Source organism: Tsukamurella conjunctivitidis, assembly GCF_007858475.1.
Lineage (GTDB): Bacteria > Actinomycetota > Actinomycetes > Mycobacteriales > Mycobacteriaceae > Tsukamurella > Tsukamurella conjunctivitidis.
On sequence record NZ_VIGX01000006.1, the window covers coordinates 261,906 to 286,308 of the forward strand.

The window sequence follows — 24,403 nt, forward strand, 5'->3', positions numbered from 1 at the left end:
CGGAGGTGTCGAACCTTGTCCGAGAACCCGAACTACACCACGTCCGACTCCGGTGCACCGGCCGGCAGCGACGAGCACTCGCTGACCGTCGGTGACGCCGGGCCCATCGTCCTGCACGATCACTACCTCATCGAGCAGATGGCGCAGTTCAACCGCGAACGGATCCCCGAGCGCCAGCCCCACGCCAAGGGCAGCGGTGCCTTCGGGACCTTCGAGACCACGGCCGACGTCTCGGAGTTCACCTGCGCGGCCGTCTTCGCCCCGGAGACGAAAACGGAGATGGTGGCGCGCTTCTCGACGGTGGCGGGGGAGCGTGGGAGCCCCGACACGTGGCGCGATCCCCGCGGCTTCGCGCTGAAGTTCTACACCACCGAGGGGGTGTACGACCTCGTCGGGAACAACACCCCGGTGTTCTTCATCAAGGACCCGCTCAAGTTCCAGCACTTCATCCGCTCGCAGAAGCGGCGCGCCGACAACAACCTCCGCGATCACGACATGCAGTGGGACTTCTGGACGCTGTCGCCCGAGTCGGCGCATCAGGTGACCTGGCTCATGGGCGACCGCGGGATCCCGAAGTCGTGGCGGCACATGAACGGCTACGGCTCGCACACCTACCTGTGGGTGAACTCGGACGGCGTCAAGCACTGGGTGAAGTACCACTTCCTCTCCGACCAGGGCGTCGAGACGCTGACACAGGACGAGGCGGACCGGCTCGCCGGTGCGGACGGTGACTTCCACGTGCGCGACCTCTTCGATGCGATCGCGCGCGACGAACACCCGAGCTGGACGCTGAAGGTGCAGTTGATGCCCTTCGACGAGGCGGCCGACTACCGGTTCAATCCGTTCGACCTCACCAAGGTCTGGCCCCACGCCGACTACCCGCTGCGCGAGGTGGGGCGGATGACGCTGCACACCAACCCGACCGACAACCACTCGCAGATCGAGCAGGCCGCCTTCGAGCCCAGCAACCTGGTACCGGGCATCGGCCTGAGTCCGGATCGGATGCTGCTCGGCCGCGTCTTCGCCTACGCGGACGCGCACCGCGCACGGCTCGGTGCGAACTACAAGCAGATCCCCGTGAACCGCCCGCGCAACGAGGTGCGCAGCTACTCCAAGGACGGGGCGATGCGGATCGATCCGGTCCGTGACCCCGTCTACGCGCCCAACTCGAAGGGCGGCCCGGCCGCCGACTACCCGGGGCAGCCGGAGCCGCAGTGGGCGGCGCAGGGCGAGATCGTGCGCGCCGCATACGTGGCGCACCGCGAGGACGACGACTGGTCGCAGCCGGGAACGCTCGTGCGCGAGGTCCTCGACGACGCGCAGCGGGATCGCCTGGTGTCGAACGTCTCCGGCCATCTCCTCGACGGGGTCAGCGAGCCCGTGCTGGAGCGTGCCTTCGACTACTGGAAGCGGATCGACGCGGGGATCGGTGAGCGCATCGAACGTGCCGTCCGAGACGCACAGGCGTCATGACAGAGCGGTGAGCGCGAGGTCGAGCAGACCGTCGAGCTCGGTGGGATCGGGAACCTCACCGACGACGAGCCACCGGTAGACCGCCGGGCCGATGAGCAGGTCCCGCACCTGTTCCTCGGTCACGCCTGCGCGGATCGCCCCGGCGCCGCGGGCGCGCTCGATCGTCTCGGCGAGCGCGTCGGCGCGCGGCGCGAGGTAGTGCTCGTGCAGTGCGGCCCGCAGCTCGGGACGGTGCGCCCCCGCCGCGTGGACCGCCAACACGGTCCGGGCGGCGGGGGAGCGCGCGATCCCGTCGACGAACCGGGTCACCAGAGCGCGCAGGTCGGCGACGGGGTCGCCGGTCGACGGTGCGGTCAGCGGCGGCACCGTCGCGGTCAGGGCGCCGACCACCAGCGCGTCCCGGTCCGGCCACCGCCGGTAGACGGTGGGCCGGCCGACTCCCGCGCGCCGGGCGACGGATTCGATCGTGAGGCCCTGGTAGCCGACGGCTTCGAGCTCGGCCAGGACGGCATCGACGATGGCGCGTTCGGCGGCGGCACTGCGCGGCCTTCCGGGGCTGGACGTCGGCATGCGGACAGTATAGTTTCGTTACATGACGGAACGTAATGGAGTGCCGGTGGCGGCGACGGCGGGTCTGCTCTTCGCATGGGCGGCGCACGACGCGGAGGAGTGGTGCACGATCGGCCCGTGGGCGCGGGCCCGCGGCCTCCCGGTCTCGGACGCGCTGGCGCGCACCGCGATCACCGTCATGGGCGCCGTCGTCGGGGTTGCGGCGCTCGACGGAGCACGCACCGGAGGCCGGTCCGCGGTCTACCAGACCGCGCTTCTCGCCTACGGGCTCCACGGCTTCTCGCACCTCGCACTCGCGGCTCGGTTCGGTGGCTACGCCCCCGGTGTCGCCACGACGCCGATCGCGGTGCTCCCCTTCTGGTGGTGGGCGTCGACGCGGCTCGCGCACGCCGGCGTGCGCCGGCCCGCCGCCGGGCTGCTGCCCGGCGCCGCCGCGCTGTTCGTCGGAGGGGTCGCCGGGTCCTACGGTGTGGCCGCGCTGGTGCGGCGCGGCGTGCAGGGCCGCGCGACCTGACCCCCGGGCCCGTCGCCGCTCGGCGCCGCTCGGGACCGCGCCCGGACCTACGATGGACGCAACCGTGGGCAGACGGTCGCGGTCGACCCTCGAGGAGCGCAGATGATCGCCGCCGGGCATCGTGAACCGCCGACGCCGGGTGCGCGGTGACGACCGGCGACGGCAGGGCGGATCCGCGCCTGTCGCTGGCGTCGGCCTCGGGTCGGTGGCTGATCGCCGCCGCCGCGCTGGGGTCGGGTGTCGCCTTCCTCGACGGATCGGTCGTCACCGTCGCCCTCCCCGCGATCGGCAGGGACCTCGGCGGCGGGCTGTCGGTGCTGCAGTGGGTGCTCGACGGATACCTTCTCACCCTGAGTGCCCTGCTCCTGCTCGGTGGCGCGCTCGGAGATCGGTACGACCGCCGGCTCGTCTTCCTGGTCGGCCTCGTGGTCTTCACCGTCGCCTCCATCGGATGCGGCCTCGCCCCCACCGGCGAGGTGTTGATCCTGGCGCGGGTGGTGCAGGGCATCGGTGGTGCGCTGCTCGTGCCGAGCAGCCTGGCGATGATCGAGACGGTCATCGCGGTGGAGGATCGTGGGCGGGCGATCGGGCTGTGGGCGGGGCTCAGCGGCGTGTCCTCCGCGATCGGGCCGTTCGTCGGGGGCTGGCTGGTCGATGCCGCCTCCTGGCGGTGGGTCTTCTTGATCAACGTCCCACTGGCGGCGGTCGCGTTGCTCCTCACCGTCCGCCACGTCCCGCGGATCCGGGACGCGCGCGTGCGCGGGCCGCTCGACGTGGCCGGCGCCGCCGGGGTGACGATCGGCCTCGGCGGGGTCACCTTCGCGCTGATCGAAGGTCCGGTGCGGGGCTGGACACCCACCGTCGTGGGGGCGCTCGTCGTCGGGGTGCTCGCCGTCGTGGCGTTCCCCTTCATCGAGCACCGCGCCGCCGATCCGCTCGTTCCGTTGCGACTGTTCCGGTCGGCCCGGTTCAGCGGGACGAACGTCGTGACCCTCGCCGTGTACACCGGGCTCGGTGGGGCACTGTTCCTGCTGTCGCTGCACCTGCAGGCGAACCTGGGCTACAGCGCCCTGCAGGCCGGGATGGCCTTCGTGCCGTTCACGGCCGTCATGCTCGTCCTCTCCGGCCGGATGGGCGCTCTGGCGCAGCGGACCGGGCCCCGGGCGCTGATGACGGCGGGGCCCCTGGTGGCCGGGGCCGGCCTCGCGCTCCTGGTCCGGGTCGTGCCCGGCGTGACCTACTGGGGCGGGGTCCTCCCGGGGATCCTCGTCTTCGGGCTCGGCATGGCGATGACGGTCGCGCCGCTCACCGCGACGGTGCTCGCCGCGGTGCCGGCGGAGTACGTCGGCGCCGCGTCGGGTGCGAACAACGCGATCTCCCGATTCGCGAGCCTGCTCGCCGTCGCCGTCCTTCCGCTCGCCGTGGGGATCGCGGACCCGAGCGGGCCGTCGCTCGAGGACGGCTTCGGCCGGGCGATGCTCGTCTCCGCCGCGCTGTGCGCGATCGGTGGTGCGGTCGCCTTCGCCACCGTGCGGAATCCGCCCGGTGCCGGTCAGGCCCTCGCGTAGTCGGCACCGTCGGAGACGAACTCGGGGTGCCCGTAGGAGACGAGGCGCCTGCGGATGAGTCTCGTCAGGTACAGATCGACGCCGTCGCGCACGAACGGGATCCGCACCCCGATCTCGGCGGCGACCGTGCGGCCACCGATGAACGGCGCGGTGAGGGCGACGAGTGCGACGTCGACGGGGGTGAAGTCCACTCCCATCCGGGCGGCCTTCGACGGCCGGCCGTCGCAGAAGGCGACCGCGAACGAGGTCTTGCTCCAGGCCTTCTCGACCCGGCTGGCCGCCTCGTCGACGGGGCGGCGGTCCGGCCGCAGGTAGGCCTCCATGGACGAGCGGACGAGGGCTCCGCAGGTCTCGTCGTCGAAGTCGTCGCGGAGCAGGGCGGCCCGGCCGTGGAAGACCTGGACGATGCCCTTCGGCGTGGTCGGCAACAGCTCCTCGGGAAGGCCGAGGAGGAAACAGCGGTAGCGGTTGAATTCGACGATCGCGCGCTCATGGGCGTCGAAGTCGCGCTTCTCCTTCCGCGCGCGGACCGCCAGGAGGTAGCTGCCGATGGTGCCGGCCGGCATCTGGTCGACCTGGGGGATGGGGATGCCGTAGGTCTCGCGGTCCCAGGCGCCGGGGCGTGTCAGCGCGTGGAACCGGACCATCGAGTGCATGAGGCGCACCATCGCGGCGGCCTCGAAGCCCTCGCGGAAGCGCCCGAGTGCGCCGGGAAGCGTGGTCACCGCGAAGAAGTGCGCGGTCTCGTTGATCCGCCGCGCGGCGCGTGTGCCGGAGAGGGCGCCGGTGAGGGCCATGGGCAGGGCGGCGTAGGTGTTGAGGAAGGTCGCGAGGAACACCCCGCGGGTGATGAACGGTGAGGTCAGTGCCGACCCGACCCGCGCGAGCCGGGCGCCCTCCTCGACGAGCTCCCTGTCGACCCAGGTGGGGGTCTCCTCCATCGCGGCGAGGAAGGCGCGCAATTCGTCCGGCGCGTCCGGCACGGCGTCGACGCCCTCGCGGCAGGCCGTGCGCAGCATCGCGACCAGTGTCTTCGTGCCGAAGCGCGGCTCCAGCGCGGCGTAGGGATCGGCCACGACGTCGCCGAGGAGGGTTGTGGTCGCGATCAGTTCCACGATGCGCTCGTCGTCGAGGGTGGCCGAGCGCCGTCCGACGCGCGGGCGCAGCGTGGACTCGACAGTGGGATCGGCGGTGTGCCGGTACGGCGCGCGGTCGAAGTCGACGCCGCCGTACAGGTCGGGCTGCAGGTCGGCCTGTGATCGCACGCGCTCGGCGAGGAGTGGGTAGTGCTGCGCCATGGACACGCCTGACTTTCATCCTGTAAGTACGACGATGACAGGGTGTAAGTTACGCTGTCAAGGGAATGACGAGAACTCGCATGAGCGCCACCGAACGGCGCGCACAGATCCTCGACGTGGCGCACGGGATCGTGGCCGCCGAGGGCTTCCACGGGGCGACGCCCAAGCGCATCGCCGACACCGCCGGCGTCACCCGGACGGTGCTCTATCAGCAGTTCGGCGACCTGGCAGGGTTGTTCGTGGCCCTCATCGACCGCGAGGCCGATCGCATCGGCGAGCAGTACCTGCGCGCGGTGGCGGAGGTGGCGCCGGATTCCGGCAACGATCCGTTCGTCTCGGCCTTCGAGGGGGCGGTGCGCGCGATCGATGAGAATCCGGCGGGCTGGCGGCTCTTCCTGATCCCGCCCGAGGGGGCGCCGCCGGCGCTGCACGAGCGCCTCGCCGAATCGCGGGATGCGGTCGTGGCGTTCATGGAGCTCAGTCTGCGCACCACCTTCCCGGGAGTCGAGGATCCCGAGTACCTCGCGCGCGTCGTGCACGCCACCGCGCGGGAACTGCTGTGCCTGCGCCTGACGGACCCGGAGAACGCGACGGTCGAGCGGCTCACCGGGCTCATCCGTCGCCTGCGTACCTTCGCTCCGCCCCCCGAGGGGTCCGCGCCGCGCGATCCCTAGGGCTGATCCGGTAGAAGGCGCGCGAGCAGCCGGCGCAGCGTCGCCGCCTCCTCGTCCGACAGGCGCGCGGCGAGGAGGGCGTCCTCGGCGGCGCGGATCTCCTGCTTCGCACGCTGTTGGACGTCCGCGCCGTCGGCGGTGGCGGCGACGATGCGGCGCCGCGCGTCGTCGGCCTGCTCCCGTGCGATGAGGCCGCGGGACTCCAACTCCGCCAGGTGCTTGCCGAGGCGGGTGGTGTCGCGCCCGGTCCGCCGCGACAGCTCGACCTGCGAGACGGCTCCGCCGCGCAGCAGCGTGGTGAGGATCGCGTACTCCCACATCGACACCCCGGCGTCGCGGAGGATCGGCTCCTCCAGTGTCAGCAGCCGGCGTCCCAGGACGCCGAGCGCTTCTGCCAGGTCCGGCTCGGCCGGGAAGTCCTCGGTGGGCATGATCCCTCCAGATAATCTACCGCGGTGCATCAATATCGTCTACGATGGTGCACGGTGGACGCCATCATCGATTCTTCGAACCTACTGGGGGCTTCATGGACACATCGGACCTGGATCGCGCCGCGGGGGAGTACGCGGCCGTGCTCTCGGAGGCGGCGGAGGCGGACCTGGCGACACCCGTGGGCGACCGCACCGTCGGCGACCTGACCGACCAGCTGACCGCCCGCGCGTCGGCCCTGGGTGCGGCCCTCGGCGCGGGGCAGCCGCCTCTCGACGGCGCGGCGCCGCTGGACGCCTACGGCGGCGGCTTCGAGCGTCCGTTCCGGCGCGCCGTGCGGCGGCTCGCGAGCGCGGCCGCCGGCGCCTCGCCGGACGAGGCGGCGCGGGCCGAGATCGCCGCCCTGGTGCGCGCGGTCGACGACGGTGCGATCGCCGTGAGCAGGGCGCTGGGGCTCGGCTGACCGGCGGGGGAGCGTGGGGCTCCCCGAACCGGACATCGGCGAGGATCGTTCGGATACGGTGAGCGAATGTCTTCGAACACCGAAACTCCCGTGGCGCCGCCGGTACCCAAGGACGCTGCCACCGTCGTGCTGGTCCGCGACGGCGCGGACGGGATCGAGGTCTTCCTGCAGCGCCGGGTGCAGCAGATGGCCTTCGCCGGCGGCATGACCGTCTTCCCGGGCGGCGGGGTCGACCCCCGCGACGGCGAGGCGGACCTCGCGTGGCAGGGACCCGAGGCGACCTGGTGGGCGGAGCGGTTCGGGGCCGGCGAGCGCGACGCGCGCCAACTCGTCTGCGCCGCGGTGCGCGAGACCTTCGAGGAGTGCGGCGTCCTCCTCGTCTCCGCGGCCGACGGCGGCGCACCCGATGTGGCGTCCCTCGCGCCCGCGCGTGCCCGGCTCGAGGCCAAGGAACTGTCGCTCGCCCAGTTCCTCCGCGAGGAGCGTCTCGTGCTGCGCGCCGACCTGCTGCGTCCGCTCGCACACTGGATCACCCCGAAGAACGAGAAGCGGCGCTACGACACCCGCTTCTTCCTCGCGGCGTTGCCGGAGGGGCAGCAGGCCGACGACCGCACCAGCGAGGTCGAGGAGGCCGGATGGCGGACCGCCGCGCAGGCGCTCGCGGACTGGTCGGCGGGACGCTGCTTCCTCCTGCCGCCCACCTGGTCCCAGCTGCGCGCCGTGGCCGGCCACGGCACCGTCGCCGAGCTGTTGTCGGCCGAGCGGGCGATCGAACCCGTTGAGCCCGAGCTGCCGCTCGGCGGCGCGATCGACTCGCTGCGGTTCGCCGAGGCCGCGGAGTACGTCGCCTCGATGCCGCCGAACATCCCGCGCCCCACGCTCTGACGCCGCCCGGCACCCGGGTGTAGCCCGCTATTCACCCTCGTTCGGCAAGGGTTCACCGACCCGCGCGGTCGTGGTTCACCGACCCGTCGCCTGGCGCGCCCACTGTGAGCGCATGGCAACACTGGTCACCGGCCGGAGCCCGGCCGCAGAGACGCTGATCGACGGAGCCGAGTACGAGGTCGTGCTCACCACCCGCACGGACGACATCGACACGGTCCAGAGGTTGCGCTACGAGGTCTTCGGCTCGGAGCCGGGCTTCGAGGCGTCGATGGCGGATGTCGTCGACGGCCGCGACGCCGACCGCTTCGACGAGTTCTGCGACCACCTCGTGATCCGGCACAAGCCCAGCGACGCGATCGTCGGCTGTTACCGGATCCTCCCGCCCCCGGGCGCGATCGCCGCCGGCGGCCTGTACCTCGCGACCGAGTTCGAGCTCGGCGCCCTTGACCACATCCGCCCGGAGACGCTGGAGATGGGCCGCGCGTGCGTGCGCGCCGATCACCGGACCGGCGGCGTCCTCTGCCTCATGTGGGCGGGTCTCCTCGCCTACAGCGATCTCCGCGGCATCCGCTACGCCATGGGCGCCGTCAGCGTCCCGATGCAGTACGACGGCTACGGCCGCGGCGCGACGGTCCGCGCCGTCCGCGAACTGGTCGACGCCAAGCACCGCGCGCAGTGGATCGTGACGCCGCGCAACGCCGTCGAGGAGATCACGGCGGAGCCCGCGTCGCGCCGGACCTTCCCGCCGCTCGTCACCGGCTACCTCCGGATGAACGCGGAGATCCTGGGCGCGCCGAGCTTCGACCCGGTCTTCGACGTCGCGGACTTCCCGATGATCATCGACCGCACCAGGTTCAACGTGCGCTACCTCGAACGGCTGCAGCAGGCGGCGGGAAGCCTCTAGTCATGATCCCCGTCGCGGAACTGGCCCGGCACCCCTGGCAGCAGGTCTCCCCGTGCGACGGGGCCTGTTCCGCCGACGAGCCGCAGGAGACCGCGGCGTGGCTCCGCGCTGTTCGCTGGGCCGCGCTGGTCACGGTGCTGCTGACGGGGCTGCTGGCACTCGCCGTCGCCTATCCGTGCGGCGCGACCGCCCGCCGCATCGTCATCCGCGGCGGCGCGCGGGCGATGCTGTTCTCGGTCGGCATGCGCGTCGAACCGGTGGGCAACGTGCCACTGCGCTCCCTCGTGGTGGCGAATCACCAGTCGCTCCTCGACATCGTCGCCATCGCCTCGATCGCGCCCTCCGCCTTCGTCGCCAAGGCCGACATCTTCGACGTCCGCCCGATCGCCGTGCTGATGCGCACCTTCGGCGCGATCCCGTTGCGCCGCGAGCGCCTGAGCGAGCTCCCCGTCACCGTCGACCACGTCGCGGACCTGCTCCGGCGAGGACGCACCGTCGCGCTCTTCCCCGAGGGCACCACCTACTGCGGCGTCCACCGGGGCGACTTCCGGCCCGCCTTCTTCCAGGCCGCGATCGACGCCCGCGCGGACGTCGTGCCCGTCTCGCTGCGCTACTCGGTGCGCCTGCCCGGCCCGGCGCGCGGCGCGCGGCAGAGCACCGTCGCCGCGTACGTCGGATCCGACACCGAGATCAGCACGCTCGCCCGCGTGATCGCGGCGCGGGGCGTGGCGGTGCGCGTCCACGCCACCGAGGTGCTCGACGCCGGCCAGTGGGTGACGGCGGGCCGCGGCGCGCTGGCCGCACGGGCCGAGGCGGCGGTCTTCGCCGATGCGGCGTTCCTCGACCCCGCTGCCTCCGTCCCGCTCGCGGCCTGACCGCGCACCCGAGCGGCACCTCCGATATCGGCGATGCGTGCCGTCGCGCGTATTCTTGGGACGCGATGACTCCCGACCGCGAGAACCCCGTCTACCTCGACCACGCCGCGGACACCCCGATGGTGCCCGAAGCGCTGGCGGCGATGGCGCAGGCGTCGGCGCGGCCGGGCAACGCCTCCTCGCAGCACGGCTCGGGCCGGCGGGCCCGCCGCATCCTCGAGGAGTCGCGCGAGTCCATCGCCCGTGAGCTGGGCGCCCGTCCCTCCGAGGTCGTCTTCACCGGCGGCGGCACGGAAGCCGTGAACCTCGCCGTGAAGGGCCTGTACTGGGCTCGCCGCGCCGAGAACCCCGCCGCCGTCACCGTGATCGCCTCCGCGATCGAGCACCACGCCGTGCTCGACGCGTGCCAGTGGCTCGGCGAGCACGAGGGGGCGGTCGTGCGGCTGCTGCCCGTCGACCATCGCGGCCTGGTCGACCCCGCCGACCTGCGCACCGCGCTCGACGAGGCATCCGGCACCGTCGCGCTGGTCAGCGTGATGTGGGCCAACAACGAGGTCGGCACGCTGCAGCCGATCGCCGAACTGGCCGCGGAGTGCGCACGGGACGGCGTGCCGATGCACTCCGACGCGACCCAGGCCACGGGGCACGTGCCCATCGACTTCGACGCCAGCGGCCTCGCGGTACTCACCAACGCCGCGCACAAGTTCGGCGGGCCGCAGGGCGTGGGCGCCATGCTCATCGGCCGGAACGTCGCCCTGGTGCCGCTCGCACACGGTGGCGGGCACGAGCGCGACCTGCGCTCCGGCACACCCAACGTCGCCGGCGCCGCCGGTATGGCGGCTGCGCTGACGGTCGCGATCGACCGGATGGACGAGGAGTCGCCGCGCCGGGCCGCGCTGCGGGACCGCCTCATCGCGGGCGTTCGCGGCTTCGAGGGCGCGGTGATCAACGGCGGCGCCGCGCACGGCGTCCCCGCGCTGCCGGGCATCGCCCACGTCTCCTTCGCCGGGTGCGAGGGGGACTCCCTCCTCATGCTGCTCGACGCCCGCGGCATCGAGTGCGCTACCGGTTCCGCGTGCAGCGCCGGCGTCGCGCGGGTCAGTCACGTGCTCGAGGCCATGGGCGCCGACCCCGCTGTCGCGCGCGGCTCGCTGCGATTCTCCTTCGGCCCCGAGACCACCGAGGCCGATGTCGACGCGGTGCTCGACGCACTCGGCCAGGTCGTCGACCGCGCCCGCGCGGCGGGCCTCAGCTTCACGGCGGCGGGCTGATGCGCGTCCTGGCCGCGATGAGCGGCGGCGTGGATTCCGCGGTCGCCGCGGCGCGAGCCGTCGAGGCCGGACACGACGTGGTCGGCGTGCACCTCGCGCTGTCCGAGGCCCCCGGCACCCTGCGCACGGGCTCGCGCGGCTGCTGCTCCAAGGAGGATGCCGGCGACGCCCGCCGCGCGGCCGACGTGCTCGGCATCCCGTTCTACGTCTGGGACTTCGCCGACCGCTTCCGCGAGGACGTGATCGACGACTTCGTCGCCGCGTACGCGGCGGGGGAGACCCCGAACCCGTGCCTGCGCTGCAACGAGAAGATCAAGTTCTCCGCGCTCGCCGAGCGCGCCTACGCGCTGGGCTTCGACGCGGTCGCCACCGGTCACTACGCGCGCCTGGACGGCGGCGAGCTGCGCCGCGCCGTCGACGCCGACAAGGACCAGTCCTACGTGCTCGCCGTGCTCACCGCCGAGCAGCTCTCCCGGGCGTTGTTCCCCGTGGGCGACACTCCCAAGCCGCAGATCCGCGAGGAGGCCGCCCGCCGCGGCCTCGCCCTCGCCGACAAGCCCGACAGCCACGACATCTGCTTCATCCCGTCCGGCGACACCCAGGCCTTCCTCGGCGCCCGGATCGGCGTGCGTCCCGGCGCCGTCGTCGACGGCGAGACCGGCGAGCGGCTCGGTGAGCACGCAGGCGTCCACGAGTTCACGATCGGCCAACGCAAGGGCCTCGGCCTGCCGGGGCCGGCCCGCGACGGCGAGCCCCGCTACGTCACCGCGATCGACGCGGCCTCCGGCGAGGTCACGGTCGGTCGCAGCGAGCGCCTCGACGTCACCCGCATCGTCGCCGACGGTGCCGTCTGGACCTCCGGTGCCGCGCCCGCCGGCCCCGTCGAAGCGATGGTGCAGGTCCGCGCGCACGGCGGCCTGGCGCCCGTGACGGTGCATTCGGACGGTGACCGCCTGGTGCTGGACCTCGCCTCGCCGCTCCGCGGCGTCGCACCCGGGCAGGCCGCGGTGCTGTACGCGCCGGACGCCGAGCGCGGCGACCTGGTGCTCGGCTCGGGCACGATCCGCTCGACCGCGCACGCCGCGCATGTCTGATCCCCTCGCGCCGCTGGTCGGGGGAGTGACGGGGATCGGCTCGGTGCCCGGCACGGACCCGCGGGAGGCGGCCGCGACCGTGGTGGGCGAGCTGGAGGTGCCCTTCCTGCCCGAGCTCCCGAGCCGGGGCGTCGGCGCCGACATGATCGGACGCGGCGCCGGGCTCCTCGTCGACATCGGGCTCGACGTCTCCACCACCGGCTACCGGATCGGGGTCCCCGACGGTCGCGTCGCGCGGCTCACCGCCGACTACCTGGAGCGGGACCTCGACGCCTTCGAGGAGGCCTACGAGGTCGCACGGCGGCGTGGAGCGGGCCTGGTCAAGACGCAGGTCGCGGGCCCGTTGACCCTCGCGGCCGGGCTGGAGCTGCCGACCGGCCACCGTGTGGCCCGCGACCGCGGGGCGATGCGTGACGTCGCCGCCTCGCTCGCGGAGGGGCTGCGCCGGCACGTCGCCGACCTGCGGCGACGGCTCGGCGCCGACGTCGTGCTGCAGCTCGACGAGCCGTCGCTGTGGTCGGTCGTCCACGGCACCGTGCCGGCCCTGACCAAGCTGGACCCGATCCGCGCCGTCCCGGCGCCGGAGGCCGCCGAACTGCTCGCCTCGGTGGTCGAAGCCCTGCACGACGCGGGCGTCCCGGTACTCCTGCACCTCTGCGGCCCCGTCGACTGGGACGTCGTGCGGCGCGTCCCCGTCGACGGTGCGCTGCTCGACGCGACCCGGCTCACCGCGGCCGACTACGAGGGCTTCGGTGAGCTCGCCGAGTCGCGCACCGTGGTAGGGCTGGGCCTCGCCCCCGTGGCTCCGGCGCCGCGCCGCCGTTCGGCCGGAGACCTCGCGGCCCCCGCGCTGCGGCTGTACGACGAGGTGGGGCTGCCGCGCCGCTCTCTCGCGCGCGCCACCGTCACCCCCGTGTGCGGTTCGCCCGGTTCGCCCGGAATTCGCCCGATTCTCGACGCCTGCAAGGAGATTCGTGCGGTCTTGACGGAGGTGTCAGCGGTCTAGCCCGCTACACTTCGGCGATGTTCCCGACCACCGGGGCAGTCGATGGTGCAGACACCGCCTGGCTGCTCGCCGCGTTCGCGCTCGTGCTGTTGATGACGCCCGGCCTCGCCCTGTTCTACGGCGGCATGGTCCGCAGCAAGAGCGTGCTCAACATGATGATGATGTGCCTCACCGCGATCCCCGTGGTGTGGCTGCTGTGGGTGGCCTTCGGCTACTCCATGACCTTCGGCCCCGACCACGGCGGTGTCGTGGGAGATCCGACCACCTTCGCGGGCCTGCGCGGCCTGCTCGGGTCCTTCGGCGCCGACGGCTCCGATGCGGGCGCGGTGCCGCTCGTCGGGCAGGTGCCGGCGCTGCTCTTCGTCGCCTTCCAGGCGGGCTTTGCGATGGTCACGGTCGCCCTCATCGCCGGCGCCGTCGCCGACCGCATGCGGTTCGTCTCGTGGCTGGTCTTCGCCGGCCTGTGGGCGACGCTCGTCTACTTCCCGGTCGCGCACTGGGTGTTCTCGGTGCCCGGCCTCACCGCGGAGCACGGCGGATGGATCGTCGAACACCTCAGGGCGATCGACTTCGCCGGTGGCACCGCGGTGGAGATCAACTCCGGCGCCTCGGCCCTCGTCATGGCGCTGCTGCTCGGTCGCCGTGCCGGCTGGCCGCGCGACCCCATGCGCCCCCACAACCTGCCCTTCGTGATGCTCGGCGCCGGGCTGCTCTGGTTCGGATGGTTCGGCTTCAACGCCGGTTCGACGTTGGCCGCCAACGGCTCCGCCGCGCTGATCGTCGTGAACACGCTGGGCGCCGGCGCGGTGTCGATGGTCTCCTGGCTCGTGGTCGAGAAGGTGCGGCACGGCAAGCCCACGTCGTTCGGTGCGGCCTCCGGCGTGGTCGCGGGCCTGGTGGCGATCACCCCGTCGTGCTCCGCCGTGACACCGATCGGCGCGCTCGCTGTGGGCGCCGCGGCGGGGGCGATCAGTTCCTACGCGATCGAACTCAAGTACCGCTGGCGCTACGACGACTCGCTCGACGTGGTCGGCGTTCACCTGGTCAGCGGCATCGTGGGCATGCTGATGATCGGCCTGGTCGGCAGCGCCGCCGCTCCTGCCGGGCGCGACGGCCTGCTCTACGGCGGCGGGCTCGATCAGCTGTGGCGTCAGGCCGTCGCCGTGATCGTGGTGCTCGGCTACGCGATGGTGGTCACGCTGATCATCGGCCTGGCGCTCAAGGCGACGATCGGGCTGCGGGCCGACCCGCAGCACGAGGCCGACGGCCTCGACGACGGCCTCCACGCGGAGTCCGCGTACGACTTCCACGTGGTGCGGGGCGGGCGGCTCGAACCCGGCCGCTGATGCGACGGCAAAGGTATTGTTCCGCTATGACCGGATCCTCACGCTTCTCCTCGCTCGTCGTCGCACTGGTCGCCGCGGGCGCGCTCGCGGGCTGCTCGTCGAACTCGGGCTCGGACGCGGCCTCCACCCCTGCCCCCACGTCCGCCTCCACCTCGGCGCCCGCGCAGTCGGCCGCCGCGATCCCCACCCACGTGCCCGGCACGTACGCGAACGGCGACTGGGTCGTGCGGCTCGCTGCCGATGGGACCTGGGAGGAGGACCTCCGTGGGCAGGTCAACGCCTACGGCGGCACGTACACCGTCAACGGCGACCAGGTGCTGCTCCGGGATCGCCGTGGGTCGAGCGAGACCGCGACCCTGCAGGGCGACGAGCTGCGGCTGCCCTCGATCACCCTCACGCGCCGGTAGGCGGTCCGCTCTCAGCGATATTCCTCGTCATCTCCTCGCGTCCGGAGTAATCATGTAATCAAGTAATCACGACCGACCGAGGAGGTCTCCCATGATGGCAGGACGAGGTCCGCGCGCCGAGGTGCCGGACGCGAAGGACGCGAGCGACTGGTTCGCCGGCCGGCTCCCGGACGGGTGGTTCGACGGTCCGCCGACCGTGACGGTCGACCGCGAGGAGATCGTGGTGGTCGGGGTGCTGCCGTCCGGCGGCGAGGAATCGGCTGCGCAGGGCGAGGGGCGCGCTGCCCGGTTCCGGGAGGAGACCCGGGAGCAGCGGATGCGGATCGCGGACGAGGCGCAGGAGCGTTATCGGCGCCGCGTGTCGTGGGGCGTGGTCGCGGGTGGCGAGCAGATCCTCTACACGCACCAGGCGATCCCGGTGATGACCCGGCTGCGCCAGCCCGAGCGGCTGGTCCTGGACACGCTGGTCGACGCGGGCGTCGCCCGCTCGCGCGCGGACGCCCTCGCGTGGTGCGTGCGCCTGGTCGGCGAGCACACCGACGACTGGCTCGAGCAGTTGCGGCAGGCACTGAAGGACGTCGACGACCTGCGGGAGCAGGGCCCGGGGCTCTGAGTTGCCGGCTCAGTCCCGCGGGCCCGCGTCGAGCGCCGCGATCGCGCGCTTCGGCGCGATCTGCCGGTAGCTCGCGTCGAGCAGCTCCGTCACCTCGTCCCAGTCGACGGTGCCGATCGTGAGGTCGAGCCCGAGCCAGCCGGCGGAGGCCATGTACGCCGGCAGGTAGAACCGCTCGTCCTGTTCGAGCGCGGTGCGCTCGGCGGGGTCGACGATGAACAGCACGCTCGTGTTGCGCTGCTCGTGCGGCCTGGTTTCCGTCTTCTTGGTGCCGCCGCCGTAGGTCGCGAACATCTTGCCGCAGCGGAAGGTCGGCCGGCCGTGAGCGATCTTCTCGGTGGCCTCGGGGAAGGCCAGCGCGATCTCCCGCACCCGCGCGAGCACCGGATCGTCGTCGGAGAACATGATCGGATGGGGCATGCCTGCAGACCTTAGGGCGGATCGCCCACGGCCGTCGATGGAACATGTTCTACTGCGAGGGTGAGTGATCAGCGCCCCCGCACCGGCATCGTCCAGTTCACCTCCGACCGCGGCCTGCCGCCGCAGCGGCTCGCGCCGCTGATCGAGGCGGCGGGCTTCGCCTCGTACTTCGTCCCCGAGCACGGCCACATCCCCACCCGCCGGGACGCGGCGCACCCCGGGACCGGCACGGCGGAGCTCCCCGACGAGCGGTACCTGCGCACCCTGGACCCCTGGACCACCCTCGCGGCGGCGGCCGCGGTCACCGAGCGGATCGAGCTCGCGACTGCGGTGGCGCTGCCGGTCCAGGCCGATCCGATCACGCTCGCCAAGACCATCGCCACCGTCGACCACCTGTCCGGCGGCCGCGTGACCCTGGGCGTCGGCTTCGGGTGGAACCTCGACGAGCTCGCCGATCACAACGTCCCCGCCGGCCGTCGCCGCACGATGCTGCGCGAGTATCTCGAGGCCATGCGCGCGCTGTGGCGCGACGAGGAGGCGCAGTACGAGGGCGAGTTCGTCTCCTTCGGCCCCAGTTGGGCGTGGCCGAAGCCGCCCGGCGCGGTGCCGGTCCTGGTCGGCGCCGGCGCCACCGAGAAGAACTTCACCTGGATCGCGAAGAACGCGGACGGCTGGATCACGACCCCGCAGGATCGGGGGATCACCGACGCGGCGCGCCGGCTGGCCGAGGTCTGGCGGGAGCACGGTCGCGCGGGCGCTCCGCGGATCGTCGCGCTCGACGGCCGGCCGGACAGGGATCGGTTGGCCCGCTGGGGCGGGGCGGGCGTCACCGACGTGCTGTACCCCGCGGTCGATTCCGACGAGGCCGCTGCGGCGGCGCACCTGGCGCGCCTCTCCGAGGCCGTCGCCGCGGAGCCGGTCTGATCCGCTCGCGCGTGGCCGCCACGACTCGTCAGTGGCTGCGACTAATCTGAGGCGCATGTCGAAGGAGCTGACCGAGGACGACCGCCGCGCGTGGCAGGAACTCGCGGAGGAGGTGCGCGGGCACCAGTTCCGGTACTACGTGCAGGACGCGCCCGTGCTCTCCGACGGGGAGTTCGACGCGTTGCTGCGCCGGCTGCAGGAGCTGGAGGAGGCCTTCCCGGAGCTCGCGGTCGCGGACTCGCCCACCAAGCTCGTGGGCGGCGGCTTCTCCACGGAGTTCACCGCGGTCGATCACCTTGAGCGGATGATGAGCCTCGACAACGTCTTCGACGAGGGGGAGCTGCGCGACTGGATCGCCCGGGTCCAGAAGGACGTCGGTGGCGAGGTCGTCTTCCTCACCGAGCTCAAGATCGACGGTGTGGCGCTGAACCTCGTCTACGAGAACGGTGCCCTGGTGCGCGGCGCCACCCGCGGCGACGGCCGCACCGGCGAGGACGTCACGCTCAACGCCCGCACCCTGCGGGACGTGCCGCACGTGCTGACCCCGTCGGACGAGTTCCCGATCCCCGAGGTGCTCGAGGTGCGCGGCGAGGTCTTCTTCCGGCTCGCCGACTTCGAGGAGCTCAACGCCGGGTTGGTGGCGGAGGGCAAGCCGCCCTTCGCGAATCCGCGCAACTCCGCAGCGGGTTCCCTGCGCCAGAAGAACCCGCAGATCACCTCGCGGCGCAAGCTGGGCATGATCTGCCACGGCCTGGGGCGGATCCGGGGCGAGTGGTCGCCGTCCTCGCTGCACGACGCCTATCGCGCCCTCGCGGCGTGGGGCCTGCCCGTGTCGGAGTACACCAAGCAGGTCAGCGGCGCGGATGCGGTGGTCGACCGCGTCTTCTACTGGGGCGAACACCGCCACGATCCCGAGCACGAGATCGACGGACTCGTCGTCAAGGTCGACGAGATCGCGCTGCAGCGCCGCCTCGGCGCCACCTCCCGCGCACCCCGCTGGGCGATCGCCTACAAGTATCCGCCGGAGGAGGTGACCACCAAGCTCCTCGACGTCCGGGTCAACGTGGGCCGCACCGGGCGGGTCACGCCGTACGCCTACATGGCGCCGGTCACCGTCGCCGGTTCCACCGTCGAGTTCGCCACGCTGCACAACGCCTCCGAGGTGGAGCGCAAGGGCGTCCTGATCGGAGACACGGTGACCATCCGCAAGGCCGGAGACGTGATCCCCGAGGTGCTCGGGCCCGTCGTCGACCTGCGGGACGGTACCGAGCGGCCCTTCGTCATGCCCGTCACGTGCCCGGAGTGCGGGGCGACCCTCGCTCCGTCGAAGGAGGGCGACGCCGACATCCGCTGCCCCAACACGGAGACCTGCCCTGCACAACTCCGTGAGCGGCTGTTCTACCTGGCGGGTCGCACCTGTTTCGACATCGAGGGGCTGGGCTACGAGGCGGCGTCGGCGCTCACCGCCTCACCGGTGCTGCACAACGAGGGCGACGTCTTCGGCCTCACCGAGGAGAACCTGCTCCAGGTCCCACTGTTCACCAACGACGGTGGCGGTCTCTCGGCGAATGCGCAGCGGCTTCTCGCGAATCTGCAGGTGGCCAAGGACAAGCCGCTGTGGCGGGTGCTCGTCGGGCTGTCGATCCGGCACGTCGGGCCGTCGGCGGCGCGGGCGCTCGCGCAGGAGTTCGGCAGCCTCGACGCGATCGCCGAGGCCGACGTCGATCGCCTCGCCGAGGTCGACGGCGTGGGCCGCACGATCGCCGAGGCGGTCATCGACTGGTTCACCGTCGACTGGCACCGGGAGATCGTCGAGAAGTGGCGGGCGGCCGGCGTGCGGCTCGAGGACGCGCGGGACGCGTCGGTGCAGCGCACCCTCGAGGGGCTGTCCATCGTGGTCACCGGATCCCTGCAGAACTACTCCCGGGACGAGGCGAAGGAGGCGATCCTGGTCCGCGGCGGCAAGGCCGCGGGAAGCGTCTCCAAGAAGACGGCCTTCGTCGTGATCGGCGACGCGCCGGGTTCCAAGGCCGACAAGGCGGAGCAGCTGGGCGTGCCGATCCTCGACGAGGACGGTTTCACGACGCTGCTGACGGAGGGGCCGGACGCGGTGCGCCCGTCCGGGGCCGAGGAGTCGGGCGAGCCGGCGGCGGAATGAGCGCGGAGGTATGAGCGCCTCACCCGCGGTGGGTCGCGCCCTGGACATCCTGCTGCTTCTGGCCGGGAAACCGGGACCGGTGTCTGCGGCGGTGCTGGCGCGGGAGCTCAACCTTCCGCGGTCGTCGGTCTACCACATCCTGACGGTCCTGCAGGACCGCGGCTTCGTCGTGCACCTGCCCGAGCATCAGGGTTACGGCCTCGGCGTCACGGCCTTCGAGATCGGTTCGGCGTACCTGCGTCACGCCCCGCTGGAACGCCTCGCACAGCCGATCCTGCATCGGCTGGCTATCCAGCTGGGGCAGGCGGTGCATCTCGGCGTACTGCACGGCAACGAGACGCTGTACCTGCTCAAGGAACGACCGTCGTCGGGACCGGCGGCCGAGGTCTCGCTCATCACCGACGTGGGGGTTCGCCTGCCGGCGCACCTCACCGCGAACGGCCGCGCGATCCTCGCCGCCCTGCCGGAGGCGCAGGTCGCCGCCCTGTACACCCGATCGTCGGCGCTGGTGAGCCGCACCGGCCGCGGCCCTCGTACGCTCGCCGAGCTGCGCAGGCTCCTCGCCGAGACCCGCGAGCGCGGCTGGGCCGATGAGGTCGAGGACGTCACCGTGGGACTGCGCTCGGTGGGCGCCGCGGTCTTCGACCACGGGGGGCGCCCCGTCGCGGCGCTGTCGACCACGTGGCGACGGCACCTCGCCCTGCCCGAGCCCGGGACCGTCGGGCAGATCCTGCGCGACGGTGCGGCCCGGCTCACCTCGCGCATCTCGGGCCGCGCGCCGGAGTAGGCGCTACGCGTCGAAGACGCCCTCGAGCCGGTACCGCGTTCCGGGGTGCAGGAGCCGGGCCACCGAGACGACACGGTCGCGGGACCAGGTGCGGCGGCGGATCATCAGGCCGGCCTCGTGGTCGCCGAGCTGCAGCAGGCGGCGTTGCTCGGCGGTCGGCGTGACCGCCTCGACGACGTGCTCGCCGCGCATCAGCGGTGCGATCTCCATGAGGTAGTCGTGCGGGGTGCGGCGCGTGAAGTCCTGGCGGAGGTAGTCGGGGACCTCCGCCGCGACCACCAGCCGGTCCTCGAGCTGGATCGCCCGGTCGTCCTCGTAGTGCACGAGCACCGAGTGGAAGACCGCCGCGCCCTCGGGCACGTCGAGGCCCGCCGCCGCGCGCGTATCGGCGGATTCCGCGGTGAGGGTGAGGACCTCGGCCCGATGTCGATGGCCGCGCGCGGCCACCTCGTCGGCGATGGAGTGCACCTCGAACAGTGCGGAACTGGCCTTCGGCTTCGCCACGAAGGAGCCGACACCGGCGGTGCGCACCACCAGTCCCTCGGCCGTGAGCTCGCGGAGTGCGCGGTTGACCGTCATCCGGGACAGGCCGAGTGAATTCGCGAGCTGGGTCTCCGCCGGGAGCTGTTGCCCTTCGGTCCAGCGCCCGCTGGCGATCTGCTCGACGACGAGTTCCTTGAGCCGGCGGTAGGCGGGGCCCGGGAGCCGCCGCGCACGGTAGAGCGACGCGACCTCCGTGTCCGCAATCGTCACCGTCGAACCTCCTCGCTGAGCACACTACCCGGCGTGCGAACTCGCGGATCGCGTCTCGGATACGAGACAGCGCGGAGGTGTGCCTGGATGCGGACGGTCGCCGCGGTGTGTCATGGGTCACGACAGATCTTCCGTCCCTCGAGAGGACTCGCCGCCATGACCCACGACTTCTCCGCCGGTGCCCGTCCCGTGCGCGCCCCGCACGGCCTCGAACTCTCCTGCCGCGGCTGGCAGCAGGAGGGCGCGATGCGCATGCTCATGAACAACCTCGATCCCGAGGTGGCGGAGCGCCCGGACGACCTCGTCGTCTACGGCGGCACCGGACGCGCCGCCCGCAGCTGGGCGGCCTTCGACGCCATCGTGCGCACGCTCGAGACCCTGGCGGACGACGAGACCCTGCTGGTCCAGTCCGGCAAGCCCGTCGGCGTCCTCCGCACCCACGAGTGGGCACCGCGCGTGCTGCTCGCCAACTCGAACCTGGTGGGTGACTGGGCGAACTGGGAGCACTTCCGGCACCTCGAGGCCGAGGGCCTGATGATGTACGGCCAGATGACGGCGGGTTCGTGGATCTACATCGGCAGCCAGGGCATCCTCCAGGGCACCTACGAGACCTTCGGCGCCGTCGCGCGGAAACGGTTCGGCGGTACCCTCGCGGGCACCATCACGCTCACCGCCGGCGTGGGCGGCATGGGCGGCGCGCAACCGCTCGCGGTCACTATGAACGACGGCGTCGCGATCTGCGTGGACGTCGACGAGTCGCGGATCGATCGCCGCATCGCACACGGCTACCTGGACACCAAGGCCGCCACTCTCGACGAGGCGCTGGAGCTCGCGATCACCAAGCGCGACGCCCGCGAGCCGCTGTCGATCGGCCTGGTGGGCAACGCCGCCCAGGTCTTTCCGGAGTTGCTGCGGCGCGAGGCCCCGATCGACATCGTCACCGACCAGACCTCCGCGCACGATCCGCTGTCCTACCTGCCCGTCGGCATCGCCGTCGAGGACTGGCGGCAGATGGCGGACAAGGACGCCGCGTACTTCACCGAGGAGGCGCAGAAGTCGATGGCCGCGCACGTGGAGGCCATGGTCGGCTTCCAGGACGCGGGCGCCGAGGTCTTCGACTACGGCAACTCGATCCGCGACGAGGCGCGCAAGGGCGGCTACGACCGCGCCTTCGACTTCCCCGGTTTCGTGCCCGCCTACATCCGCCCGCTGTTCGAGGAGGGGCTCGGCCCGTTCCGGTGGGCCGCGCTCTCCGGCGACCCGGAGGACATCGCCAAGACGGATCGGGCGATCCTCGAGCTCTTCCCCGAGAACGAGCACCTCAAGCGGTGGATCACCATGGCGGGGGAGAAGGTCCGGTTCGAGGGCCTGCCCGCCCGCATCTGCTGGCTGGGTTACGGGGAGCGTCACCGCGCGGGCCTGAAGTTCAACGAGATGGTCGCGAACGGCGAGATCGGCCCGCTGGCCATCGGCCGCGACCATCTCGACTCCGGCTCCGTCGCCTCCCCTTACCGCGAGACCGAGGCGATGGCGGACGGCACCGACGCCGTCGCCGACTGGCCGCTGCTCAACGCGCTGGTCAACACCTCGTCGGGCGCGTCGTGGGTGTCGATCCACCACGGCGGCGGCGTCGGCATGGGCCGCTCGATCCATGCCGGCCAGGTGTGCATCGCCGACGGCACCGATCTCGCAGCGCAGAAGCTGGAGCGCGTGCTCACGAACGACCCGGGCATGGGCGTGATCCGCCACGCCGACGCCGGCTACGAGTACGCCAACGAGGTCGCCCGCGAGCGCGGCGTCCGTATCCCGATGCAGGAGGGCTGATCCGATGACCACCGGCTGGACCCTGATCGACGGCATCGGTTCCCTCGTCACCAACGATCCGCAGGCGGGAGAGGGCCGGCTGGGAGTGATCCGCGACGCCGCCGTCGTCATCGGCGACGGTGCCGTCCAGTGGGTCGGGCCCTCGTCCCGGGTGCCCGACGGGGCCGCGGCCGCCCGTATCGACGTCGAGGGCCGTGCCGTGCTCCCCGGCTTCGTGGACAGCCACTCGCACACCGTCTTCGGCGGCGACCGGGCGGAGGAGTTCGCGGCCCGGATGACCGGCGCCGCGTACGGGGCGGGCGGCATCCGCACGACGATCGCCGCGACCCGCGCCGCCTCCGACGAGGCGCTGGCGGCCAACACCGCCCGGCTCGCCGCCGAGGCCCGGGCGCAGGGCACGACGACGCTGGAGATCAAGACCGGGTACGGCCAGACGGTGCGCGACGAGTCGCGCAGCCTGGACGTGGCCGCGGGCGTCTCCGACGAAGTGACGCTGCTCGCCGCCCACGTCGCGCCTCCCGAATACGCGGGGCGGCAGGACGACTACGTCGCGATGGTGATCGACGAGATGATCCCGGCGTGTGCGCCCCGAGCGACGTGGATCGACGTCTTCTGTGAGGAGGGGGCCTTCACCGAGGAGCAGTCCCGGGCAGTGCTCACCGCCGGGATGGCCGCGGGGCTCGTGCCGCGCGTGCACGGCAATCAGCTCTCCTACGGCGCGGGTGTGCGCCTCGCCGTGGAACTGGGCGCGGCCTCGGTGGACCACGTCACCTACACCACCGAGGCCGACGTCGACGCCCTCGCGAGCGGGATGACCGTCGCGACCCTGCTCCCGGGTGCGGACTTCAGCACCCGGAACAAGTACCCCGATGCGCGGGCCCTGCTCGACGCGGGCGTGACCGTCGCCCTGGCGGCGGACTGCAACCCGGGCACGAGCTACACCACGAGCATTCCGTTCTGCATCGCGCTGGCGGTGCGGGAGATGCACATGAGCCCCGATGAGGCCGTGTGGGCCGCGACCGCCGGTGGCGCGGCGGCGCTGCGGCGCACCGACGTCGGGGCGCTGCGCGTCGGCATGCGGGCGGACCTGACGGTGCTCGACGCCCCCTCGCACCTGCACCTGGCCTACCGGCCGGGCGTCCCGCTGGTCTCGCGGGTGTTCTCCGCCGGGGTGCAGCGATGACCGACCGGGCGCCGTCGGCGTGGACGGGACGCGACGACGGGCCGGGACCGGAGCACCTGCGCTGGCACTCGGCGATGGCTGCCGGCCCCGCGCCGGGGGCGACCACGGTGATCGGCTTCGCCTCCGACGCCGGGGTGGTCCGCAATCTCGGCCGCCCGGGCGCCGCGGCCGGTCCGGACGCGCTGCGCGGCGCCCTGGAATCACTGGCGCTGCCGTCCGACCCCGGACTCGTCGACCTCGGCGACGTGGTCGTCACCGGTGACGGCGACCTCGAGTCGGGACAGGAACGGCTCGGGGCAGCGGTCACGAACGTGTTGGACGACGGCGGCCTCCCCGTCGTCCTCGGTGGCGGCCACGAGGTCGCCTACGGCAGCTACCTGGGGATCGCGAACTCGCGCGCCGTCGCGGACGGGGCGCGCCTCGGTGTCCTGAACCTGGACGCGCACTTCGATCTCCGCGTCGCACCCCGGCCCAGCTCCGGCACCCCGTTCCGGCAGATGGCCCAGCGCGAGGCGGAGCGCGGGCGGCGGCTGGACTACGCCGTCGTGGGGATCGCGCAGCCCGGCAACACCCGCGCGCTCTTCGACGAGGCCGAGCGCTGGGGTGTGCGGTACCTGCTCGATGACGAGTGCGGCGTGCTGTCGATGCCCGCGGTCGAGCGGTTCGTGCAGGACTTCCTCGCCGGCGTCGACGCGCTGTACCTCACGATCGACCTCGATGTGCTGCCCGCGGCCGTCGCGCCCGGCGTCTCCGCACCCGCGGGCCTGGGCGTGCCGCTCGAGGTGATCTCGCGGGTGTGCGACCTGGTGGCCGCCAGCGGCACGCTACGCCTCCTCGACGTCGCCGAACTCAACCCGTCGCTCGACGTCGACAACCGCACCGCCCGCACCGCGGCCAGGTTGATCCACCGCATCGTCACCCGCCGCTGAGAGCGGGTGCATCCCGTCGTCGCACCGCGGCCGTC

The 24,403-nt window shown here is 72.6% G+C and carries 25 protein-coding genes; 20 read left to right on the plus strand and 5 right to left on the minus strand.

Annotation, left to right across the window (positions count from 1 at the left end):
- Positions 1-15 precede the first annotated feature (15 nt).
- Positions 16-1,473 carry a catalase gene (locus FK530_RS13485; protein WP_146487536.1) on the plus strand — a complete coding sequence of 486 codons (1,458 nt, stop codon included), beginning with the start codon at positions 16-18 and terminating at the stop codon, positions 1,471-1,473.
- Here FK530_RS13485 and FK530_RS13490 read toward each other — a convergent pair.
- The gene (locus tag FK530_RS13490; protein WP_146487537.1) at positions 1,468-2,043 is read right to left on the minus strand and encodes a TetR/AcrR family transcriptional regulator; all 576 of its coding nucleotides are present in this window, start codon (positions 2,041-2,043) and stop codon (positions 1,468-1,470) included. The two genes, FK530_RS13485 and FK530_RS13490, sit on opposite strands and share 6 nt — an antisense overlap.
- A 22-nt stretch (positions 2,044-2,065) precedes the next feature.
- Between FK530_RS13490 and FK530_RS13495 the strand changes: the two genes are divergently transcribed.
- A complete protein-coding gene (locus FK530_RS13495) occupies positions 2,066-2,557 on the plus strand; it encodes an HXXEE domain-containing protein (RefSeq protein WP_146487538.1) in 492 nt (163 codons plus the stop codon).
- A 146-nt stretch (positions 2,558-2,703) separates the two neighbouring features.
- Positions 2,704-4,125, plus strand: a complete 1,422-nt coding sequence (locus FK530_RS13500) for an MFS transporter (protein WP_205124206.1) — start codon at positions 2,704-2,706, stop codon at positions 4,123-4,125.
- On the opposite strand, the gene FK530_RS13505 is transcribed toward FK530_RS13500, so the two are convergent.
- The gene (locus FK530_RS13505) at positions 4,110-5,423 is read right to left on the minus strand and encodes an oxygenase MpaB family protein (protein WP_146487539.1); all 1,314 of its coding nucleotides are present in this window, start codon (positions 5,421-5,423) and stop codon (positions 4,110-4,112) included. The genes FK530_RS13500 and FK530_RS13505 overlap by 16 nt on opposite strands.
- An 80-nt stretch (positions 5,424-5,503) precedes the next feature.
- Between FK530_RS13505 and FK530_RS13510 the strand changes: the two genes are divergently transcribed.
- Positions 5,504-6,097, plus strand: coding sequence for a TetR/AcrR family transcriptional regulator (locus tag FK530_RS13510; protein ID WP_146487540.1), 594 nt, complete (start codon positions 5,504-5,506; stop codon positions 6,095-6,097).
- Here FK530_RS13510 and FK530_RS13515 read toward each other — a convergent pair.
- Complete coding sequence (locus FK530_RS13515; RefSeq protein ID WP_158645097.1) at positions 6,094-6,528, minus strand: MarR family winged helix-turn-helix transcriptional regulator; 435 nt, start codon at positions 6,526-6,528, stop codon at positions 6,094-6,096. The two genes, FK530_RS13510 and FK530_RS13515, sit on opposite strands and share 4 nt — an antisense overlap.
- A gap of 95 nt (positions 6,529-6,623) precedes the next feature.
- Here FK530_RS13515 and FK530_RS13520 point away from each other — a divergent pair, with 95 nt between their 5' ends.
- The 10 genes from FK530_RS13520 (at position 6,624) to abmR (ending at position 15,390) form a co-directional block, all read left to right on the plus strand.
- Positions 6,624-6,989 carry a hypothetical protein gene (locus FK530_RS13520; protein ID WP_146487542.1) on the plus strand — a complete coding sequence of 122 codons (366 nt, stop codon included), beginning with the start codon at positions 6,624-6,626 and terminating at the stop codon, positions 6,987-6,989.
- 66 nt (positions 6,990-7,055) lie between these two features.
- The gene (locus tag FK530_RS13525; RefSeq protein ID WP_146487543.1) at positions 7,056-7,874 is read left to right on the plus strand and encodes an NUDIX hydrolase; all 819 of its coding nucleotides are present in this window, start codon (positions 7,056-7,058) and stop codon (positions 7,872-7,874) included.
- Between the two features lie 112 nt (positions 7,875-7,986).
- Entirely contained in the window at positions 7,987-8,778 is a 792-nt protein-coding gene (locus FK530_RS13530) for a GNAT family N-acetyltransferase (protein WP_146487544.1), read from the plus strand.
- A gap of 2 nt (positions 8,779-8,780) precedes the next feature.
- A complete protein-coding gene (locus FK530_RS13535; RefSeq protein ID WP_146487545.1) occupies positions 8,781-9,653 on the plus strand; it encodes a lysophospholipid acyltransferase family protein in 873 nt (290 codons plus the stop codon).
- Positions 9,654-9,718: 65 nt separating this feature from the next.
- The gene (locus FK530_RS13540; RefSeq protein WP_146487546.1) at positions 9,719-10,924 is read left to right on the plus strand and encodes a cysteine desulfurase family protein; all 1,206 of its coding nucleotides are present in this window, start codon (positions 9,719-9,721) and stop codon (positions 10,922-10,924) included.
- Complete coding sequence (gene mnmA, locus FK530_RS13545) at positions 10,924-12,018, plus strand: tRNA 2-thiouridine(34) synthase MnmA (RefSeq protein WP_146487547.1); 1,095 nt, start codon at positions 10,924-10,926, stop codon at positions 12,016-12,018. The genes FK530_RS13540 and mnmA overlap by 1 nt, the downstream gene beginning before the upstream one ends.
- The gene (locus FK530_RS13550) at positions 12,011-13,024 is read left to right on the plus strand and encodes a uroporphyrinogen decarboxylase/cobalamine-independent methonine synthase family protein (protein ID WP_146487548.1); all 1,014 of its coding nucleotides are present in this window, start codon (positions 12,011-12,013) and stop codon (positions 13,022-13,024) included. The genes mnmA and FK530_RS13550 overlap by 8 nt, the downstream gene beginning before the upstream one ends.
- 17 nt (positions 13,025-13,041) lie before the next feature.
- Entirely contained in the window at positions 13,042-14,370 is a 1,329-nt protein-coding gene (locus FK530_RS13555) for an ammonium transporter (protein WP_146487549.1), read from the plus strand.
- A gap of 26 nt (positions 14,371-14,396) precedes the next feature.
- Positions 14,397-14,777 carry a hypothetical protein gene (locus FK530_RS13560; protein WP_146487550.1) on the plus strand — a complete coding sequence of 127 codons (381 nt, stop codon included), beginning with the start codon at positions 14,397-14,399 and terminating at the stop codon, positions 14,775-14,777.
- A 91-nt stretch (positions 14,778-14,868) separates the two neighbouring features.
- Complete coding sequence (gene abmR / locus FK530_RS13565) at positions 14,869-15,390, plus strand: ATP-binding transcription factor AbmR (protein ID WP_146487551.1); 522 nt, start codon at positions 14,869-14,871, stop codon at positions 15,388-15,390.
- A 9-nt stretch (positions 15,391-15,399) separates the two neighbouring features.
- Here abmR and FK530_RS13570 read toward each other — a convergent pair whose 3' ends face one another.
- On the minus strand, positions 15,400-15,810 hold the full coding sequence (locus FK530_RS13570; RefSeq protein ID WP_146487552.1) for an MmcQ/YjbR family DNA-binding protein: 411 nt from the start codon (positions 15,808-15,810) through the stop codon (positions 15,400-15,402).
- A 60-nt stretch (positions 15,811-15,870) separates the two neighbouring features.
- Here FK530_RS13570 and FK530_RS13575 point away from each other — a divergent pair, with 60 nt between their 5' ends.
- The 3 genes from FK530_RS13575 to FK530_RS13585 are packed head-to-tail and all read left to right on the plus strand — an operon-like array spanning position 15,871 to position 19,679.
- Positions 15,871-16,734, plus strand: coding sequence for a TIGR03619 family F420-dependent LLM class oxidoreductase (locus FK530_RS13575; RefSeq protein WP_146487553.1), 864 nt, complete (start codon positions 15,871-15,873; stop codon positions 16,732-16,734).
- A 55-nt stretch (positions 16,735-16,789) separates the two neighbouring features.
- A complete protein-coding gene (gene ligA / locus FK530_RS13580) occupies positions 16,790-18,892 on the plus strand; it encodes an NAD-dependent DNA ligase LigA (RefSeq protein WP_146487554.1) in 2,103 nt (700 codons plus the stop codon).
- Positions 18,893-18,902: 10 nt separating this feature from the next.
- Positions 18,903-19,679, plus strand: a complete 777-nt coding sequence (locus FK530_RS13585; protein ID WP_146487555.1) for an IclR family transcriptional regulator — start codon at positions 18,903-18,905, stop codon at positions 19,677-19,679.
- Between the two features lie 3 nt (positions 19,680-19,682).
- On the opposite strand, the gene hutC is transcribed toward FK530_RS13585, so the two are convergent.
- A complete protein-coding gene (gene hutC, locus FK530_RS13590; RefSeq protein ID WP_146487556.1) occupies positions 19,683-20,432 on the minus strand; it encodes a histidine utilization transcriptional repressor HutC in 750 nt (249 codons plus the stop codon).
- A 156-nt stretch (positions 20,433-20,588) separates the two neighbouring features.
- On the opposite strand from hutC, the gene hutU reads away from it, so the two are divergent.
- The 3 genes from hutU to hutG are packed head-to-tail and all read left to right on the plus strand — an operon-like array spanning position 20,589 to position 24,368.
- Positions 20,589-22,256, plus strand: a complete 1,668-nt coding sequence (gene hutU / locus FK530_RS13595; protein WP_146487557.1) for a urocanate hydratase — start codon at positions 20,589-20,591, stop codon at positions 22,254-22,256.
- Between the two features lie 4 nt (positions 22,257-22,260).
- A complete protein-coding gene (hutI, locus tag FK530_RS13600) occupies positions 22,261-23,439 on the plus strand; it encodes an imidazolonepropionase (RefSeq protein WP_146487558.1) in 1,179 nt (392 codons plus the stop codon).
- Complete coding sequence (hutG, locus tag FK530_RS13605; protein ID WP_146487559.1) at positions 23,436-24,368, plus strand: formimidoylglutamase; 933 nt, start codon at positions 23,436-23,438, stop codon at positions 24,366-24,368. Before hutI ends, hutG begins: the two co-directional genes overlap by 4 nt.
- The last annotated feature ends 35 nt before the right edge of the window (positions 24,369-24,403 follow it).

Coding starts and splice junctions, on each gene's coding strand:
- FK530_RS13530 (WP_146487544.1), top strand. CDS start 7,987: ATGGCAACACTGGTCACCGGCCGGAGCCCGGCCGCAGAGACGCTGATC.
- hutI (WP_146487558.1), top strand. CDS start 22,261: ATGACCACCGGCTGGACCCTGATCGACGGCATCGGTTCCCTCGTCACC.
- FK530_RS13525 (WP_146487543.1), top strand. CDS start 7,056: ATGTCTTCGAACACCGAAACTCCCGTGGCGCCGCCGGTACCCAAGGAC.
- FK530_RS13555 (WP_146487549.1), top strand. CDS start 13,042: ATGTTCCCGACCACCGGGGCAGTCGATGGTGCAGACACCGCCTGGCTG.
- FK530_RS13540 (WP_146487546.1), top strand. CDS start 9,719: ATGACTCCCGACCGCGAGAACCCCGTCTACCTCGACCACGCCGCGGAC.
- FK530_RS13505 (WP_146487539.1), bottom strand. CDS start 5,423: ATGGCGCAGCACTACCCACTCCTCGCCGAGCGCGTGCGATCACAGGCC.
- FK530_RS13570 (WP_146487552.1), bottom strand. CDS start 15,810: ATGCCCCATCCGATCATGTTCTCCGACGACGATCCGGTGCTCGCGCGG.
- FK530_RS13520 (WP_146487542.1), top strand. CDS start 6,624: ATGGACACATCGGACCTGGATCGCGCCGCGGGGGAGTACGCGGCCGTG.
- hutG (WP_146487559.1), top strand. CDS start 23,436: ATGACCGACCGGGCGCCGTCGGCGTGGACGGGACGCGACGACGGGCCG.
- FK530_RS13515 (WP_158645097.1), bottom strand. CDS start 6,528: ATGCCCACCGAGGACTTCCCGGCCGAGCCGGACCTGGCAGAAGCGCTC.
- mnmA (WP_146487547.1), top strand. CDS start 10,924: ATGCGCGTCCTGGCCGCGATGAGCGGCGGCGTGGATTCCGCGGTCGCC.
- ligA (WP_146487554.1), top strand. CDS start 16,790: ATGTCGAAGGAGCTGACCGAGGACGACCGCCGCGCGTGGCAGGAACTC.
- FK530_RS13510 (WP_146487540.1), top strand. CDS start 5,504: ATGAGCGCCACCGAACGGCGCGCACAGATCCTCGACGTGGCGCACGGG.
- FK530_RS13560 (WP_146487550.1), top strand. CDS start 14,397: ATGACCGGATCCTCACGCTTCTCCTCGCTCGTCGTCGCACTGGTCGCC.
- FK530_RS13585 (WP_146487555.1), top strand. CDS start 18,903: ATGAGCGCCTCACCCGCGGTGGGTCGCGCCCTGGACATCCTGCTGCTT.
- FK530_RS13535 (WP_146487545.1), top strand. CDS start 8,781: ATGATCCCCGTCGCGGAACTGGCCCGGCACCCCTGGCAGCAGGTCTCC.
- hutU (WP_146487557.1), top strand. CDS start 20,589: ATGACCCACGACTTCTCCGCCGGTGCCCGTCCCGTGCGCGCCCCGCAC.
- abmR (WP_146487551.1), top strand. CDS start 14,869: ATGATGGCAGGACGAGGTCCGCGCGCCGAGGTGCCGGACGCGAAGGAC.
- FK530_RS13490 (WP_146487537.1), bottom strand. CDS start 2,043: ATGCCGACGTCCAGCCCCGGAAGGCCGCGCAGTGCCGCCGCCGAACGC.
- FK530_RS13495 (WP_146487538.1), top strand. CDS start 2,066: ATGACGGAACGTAATGGAGTGCCGGTGGCGGCGACGGCGGGTCTGCTC.
- FK530_RS13550 (WP_146487548.1), top strand. CDS start 12,011: ATGTCTGATCCCCTCGCGCCGCTGGTCGGGGGAGTGACGGGGATCGGC.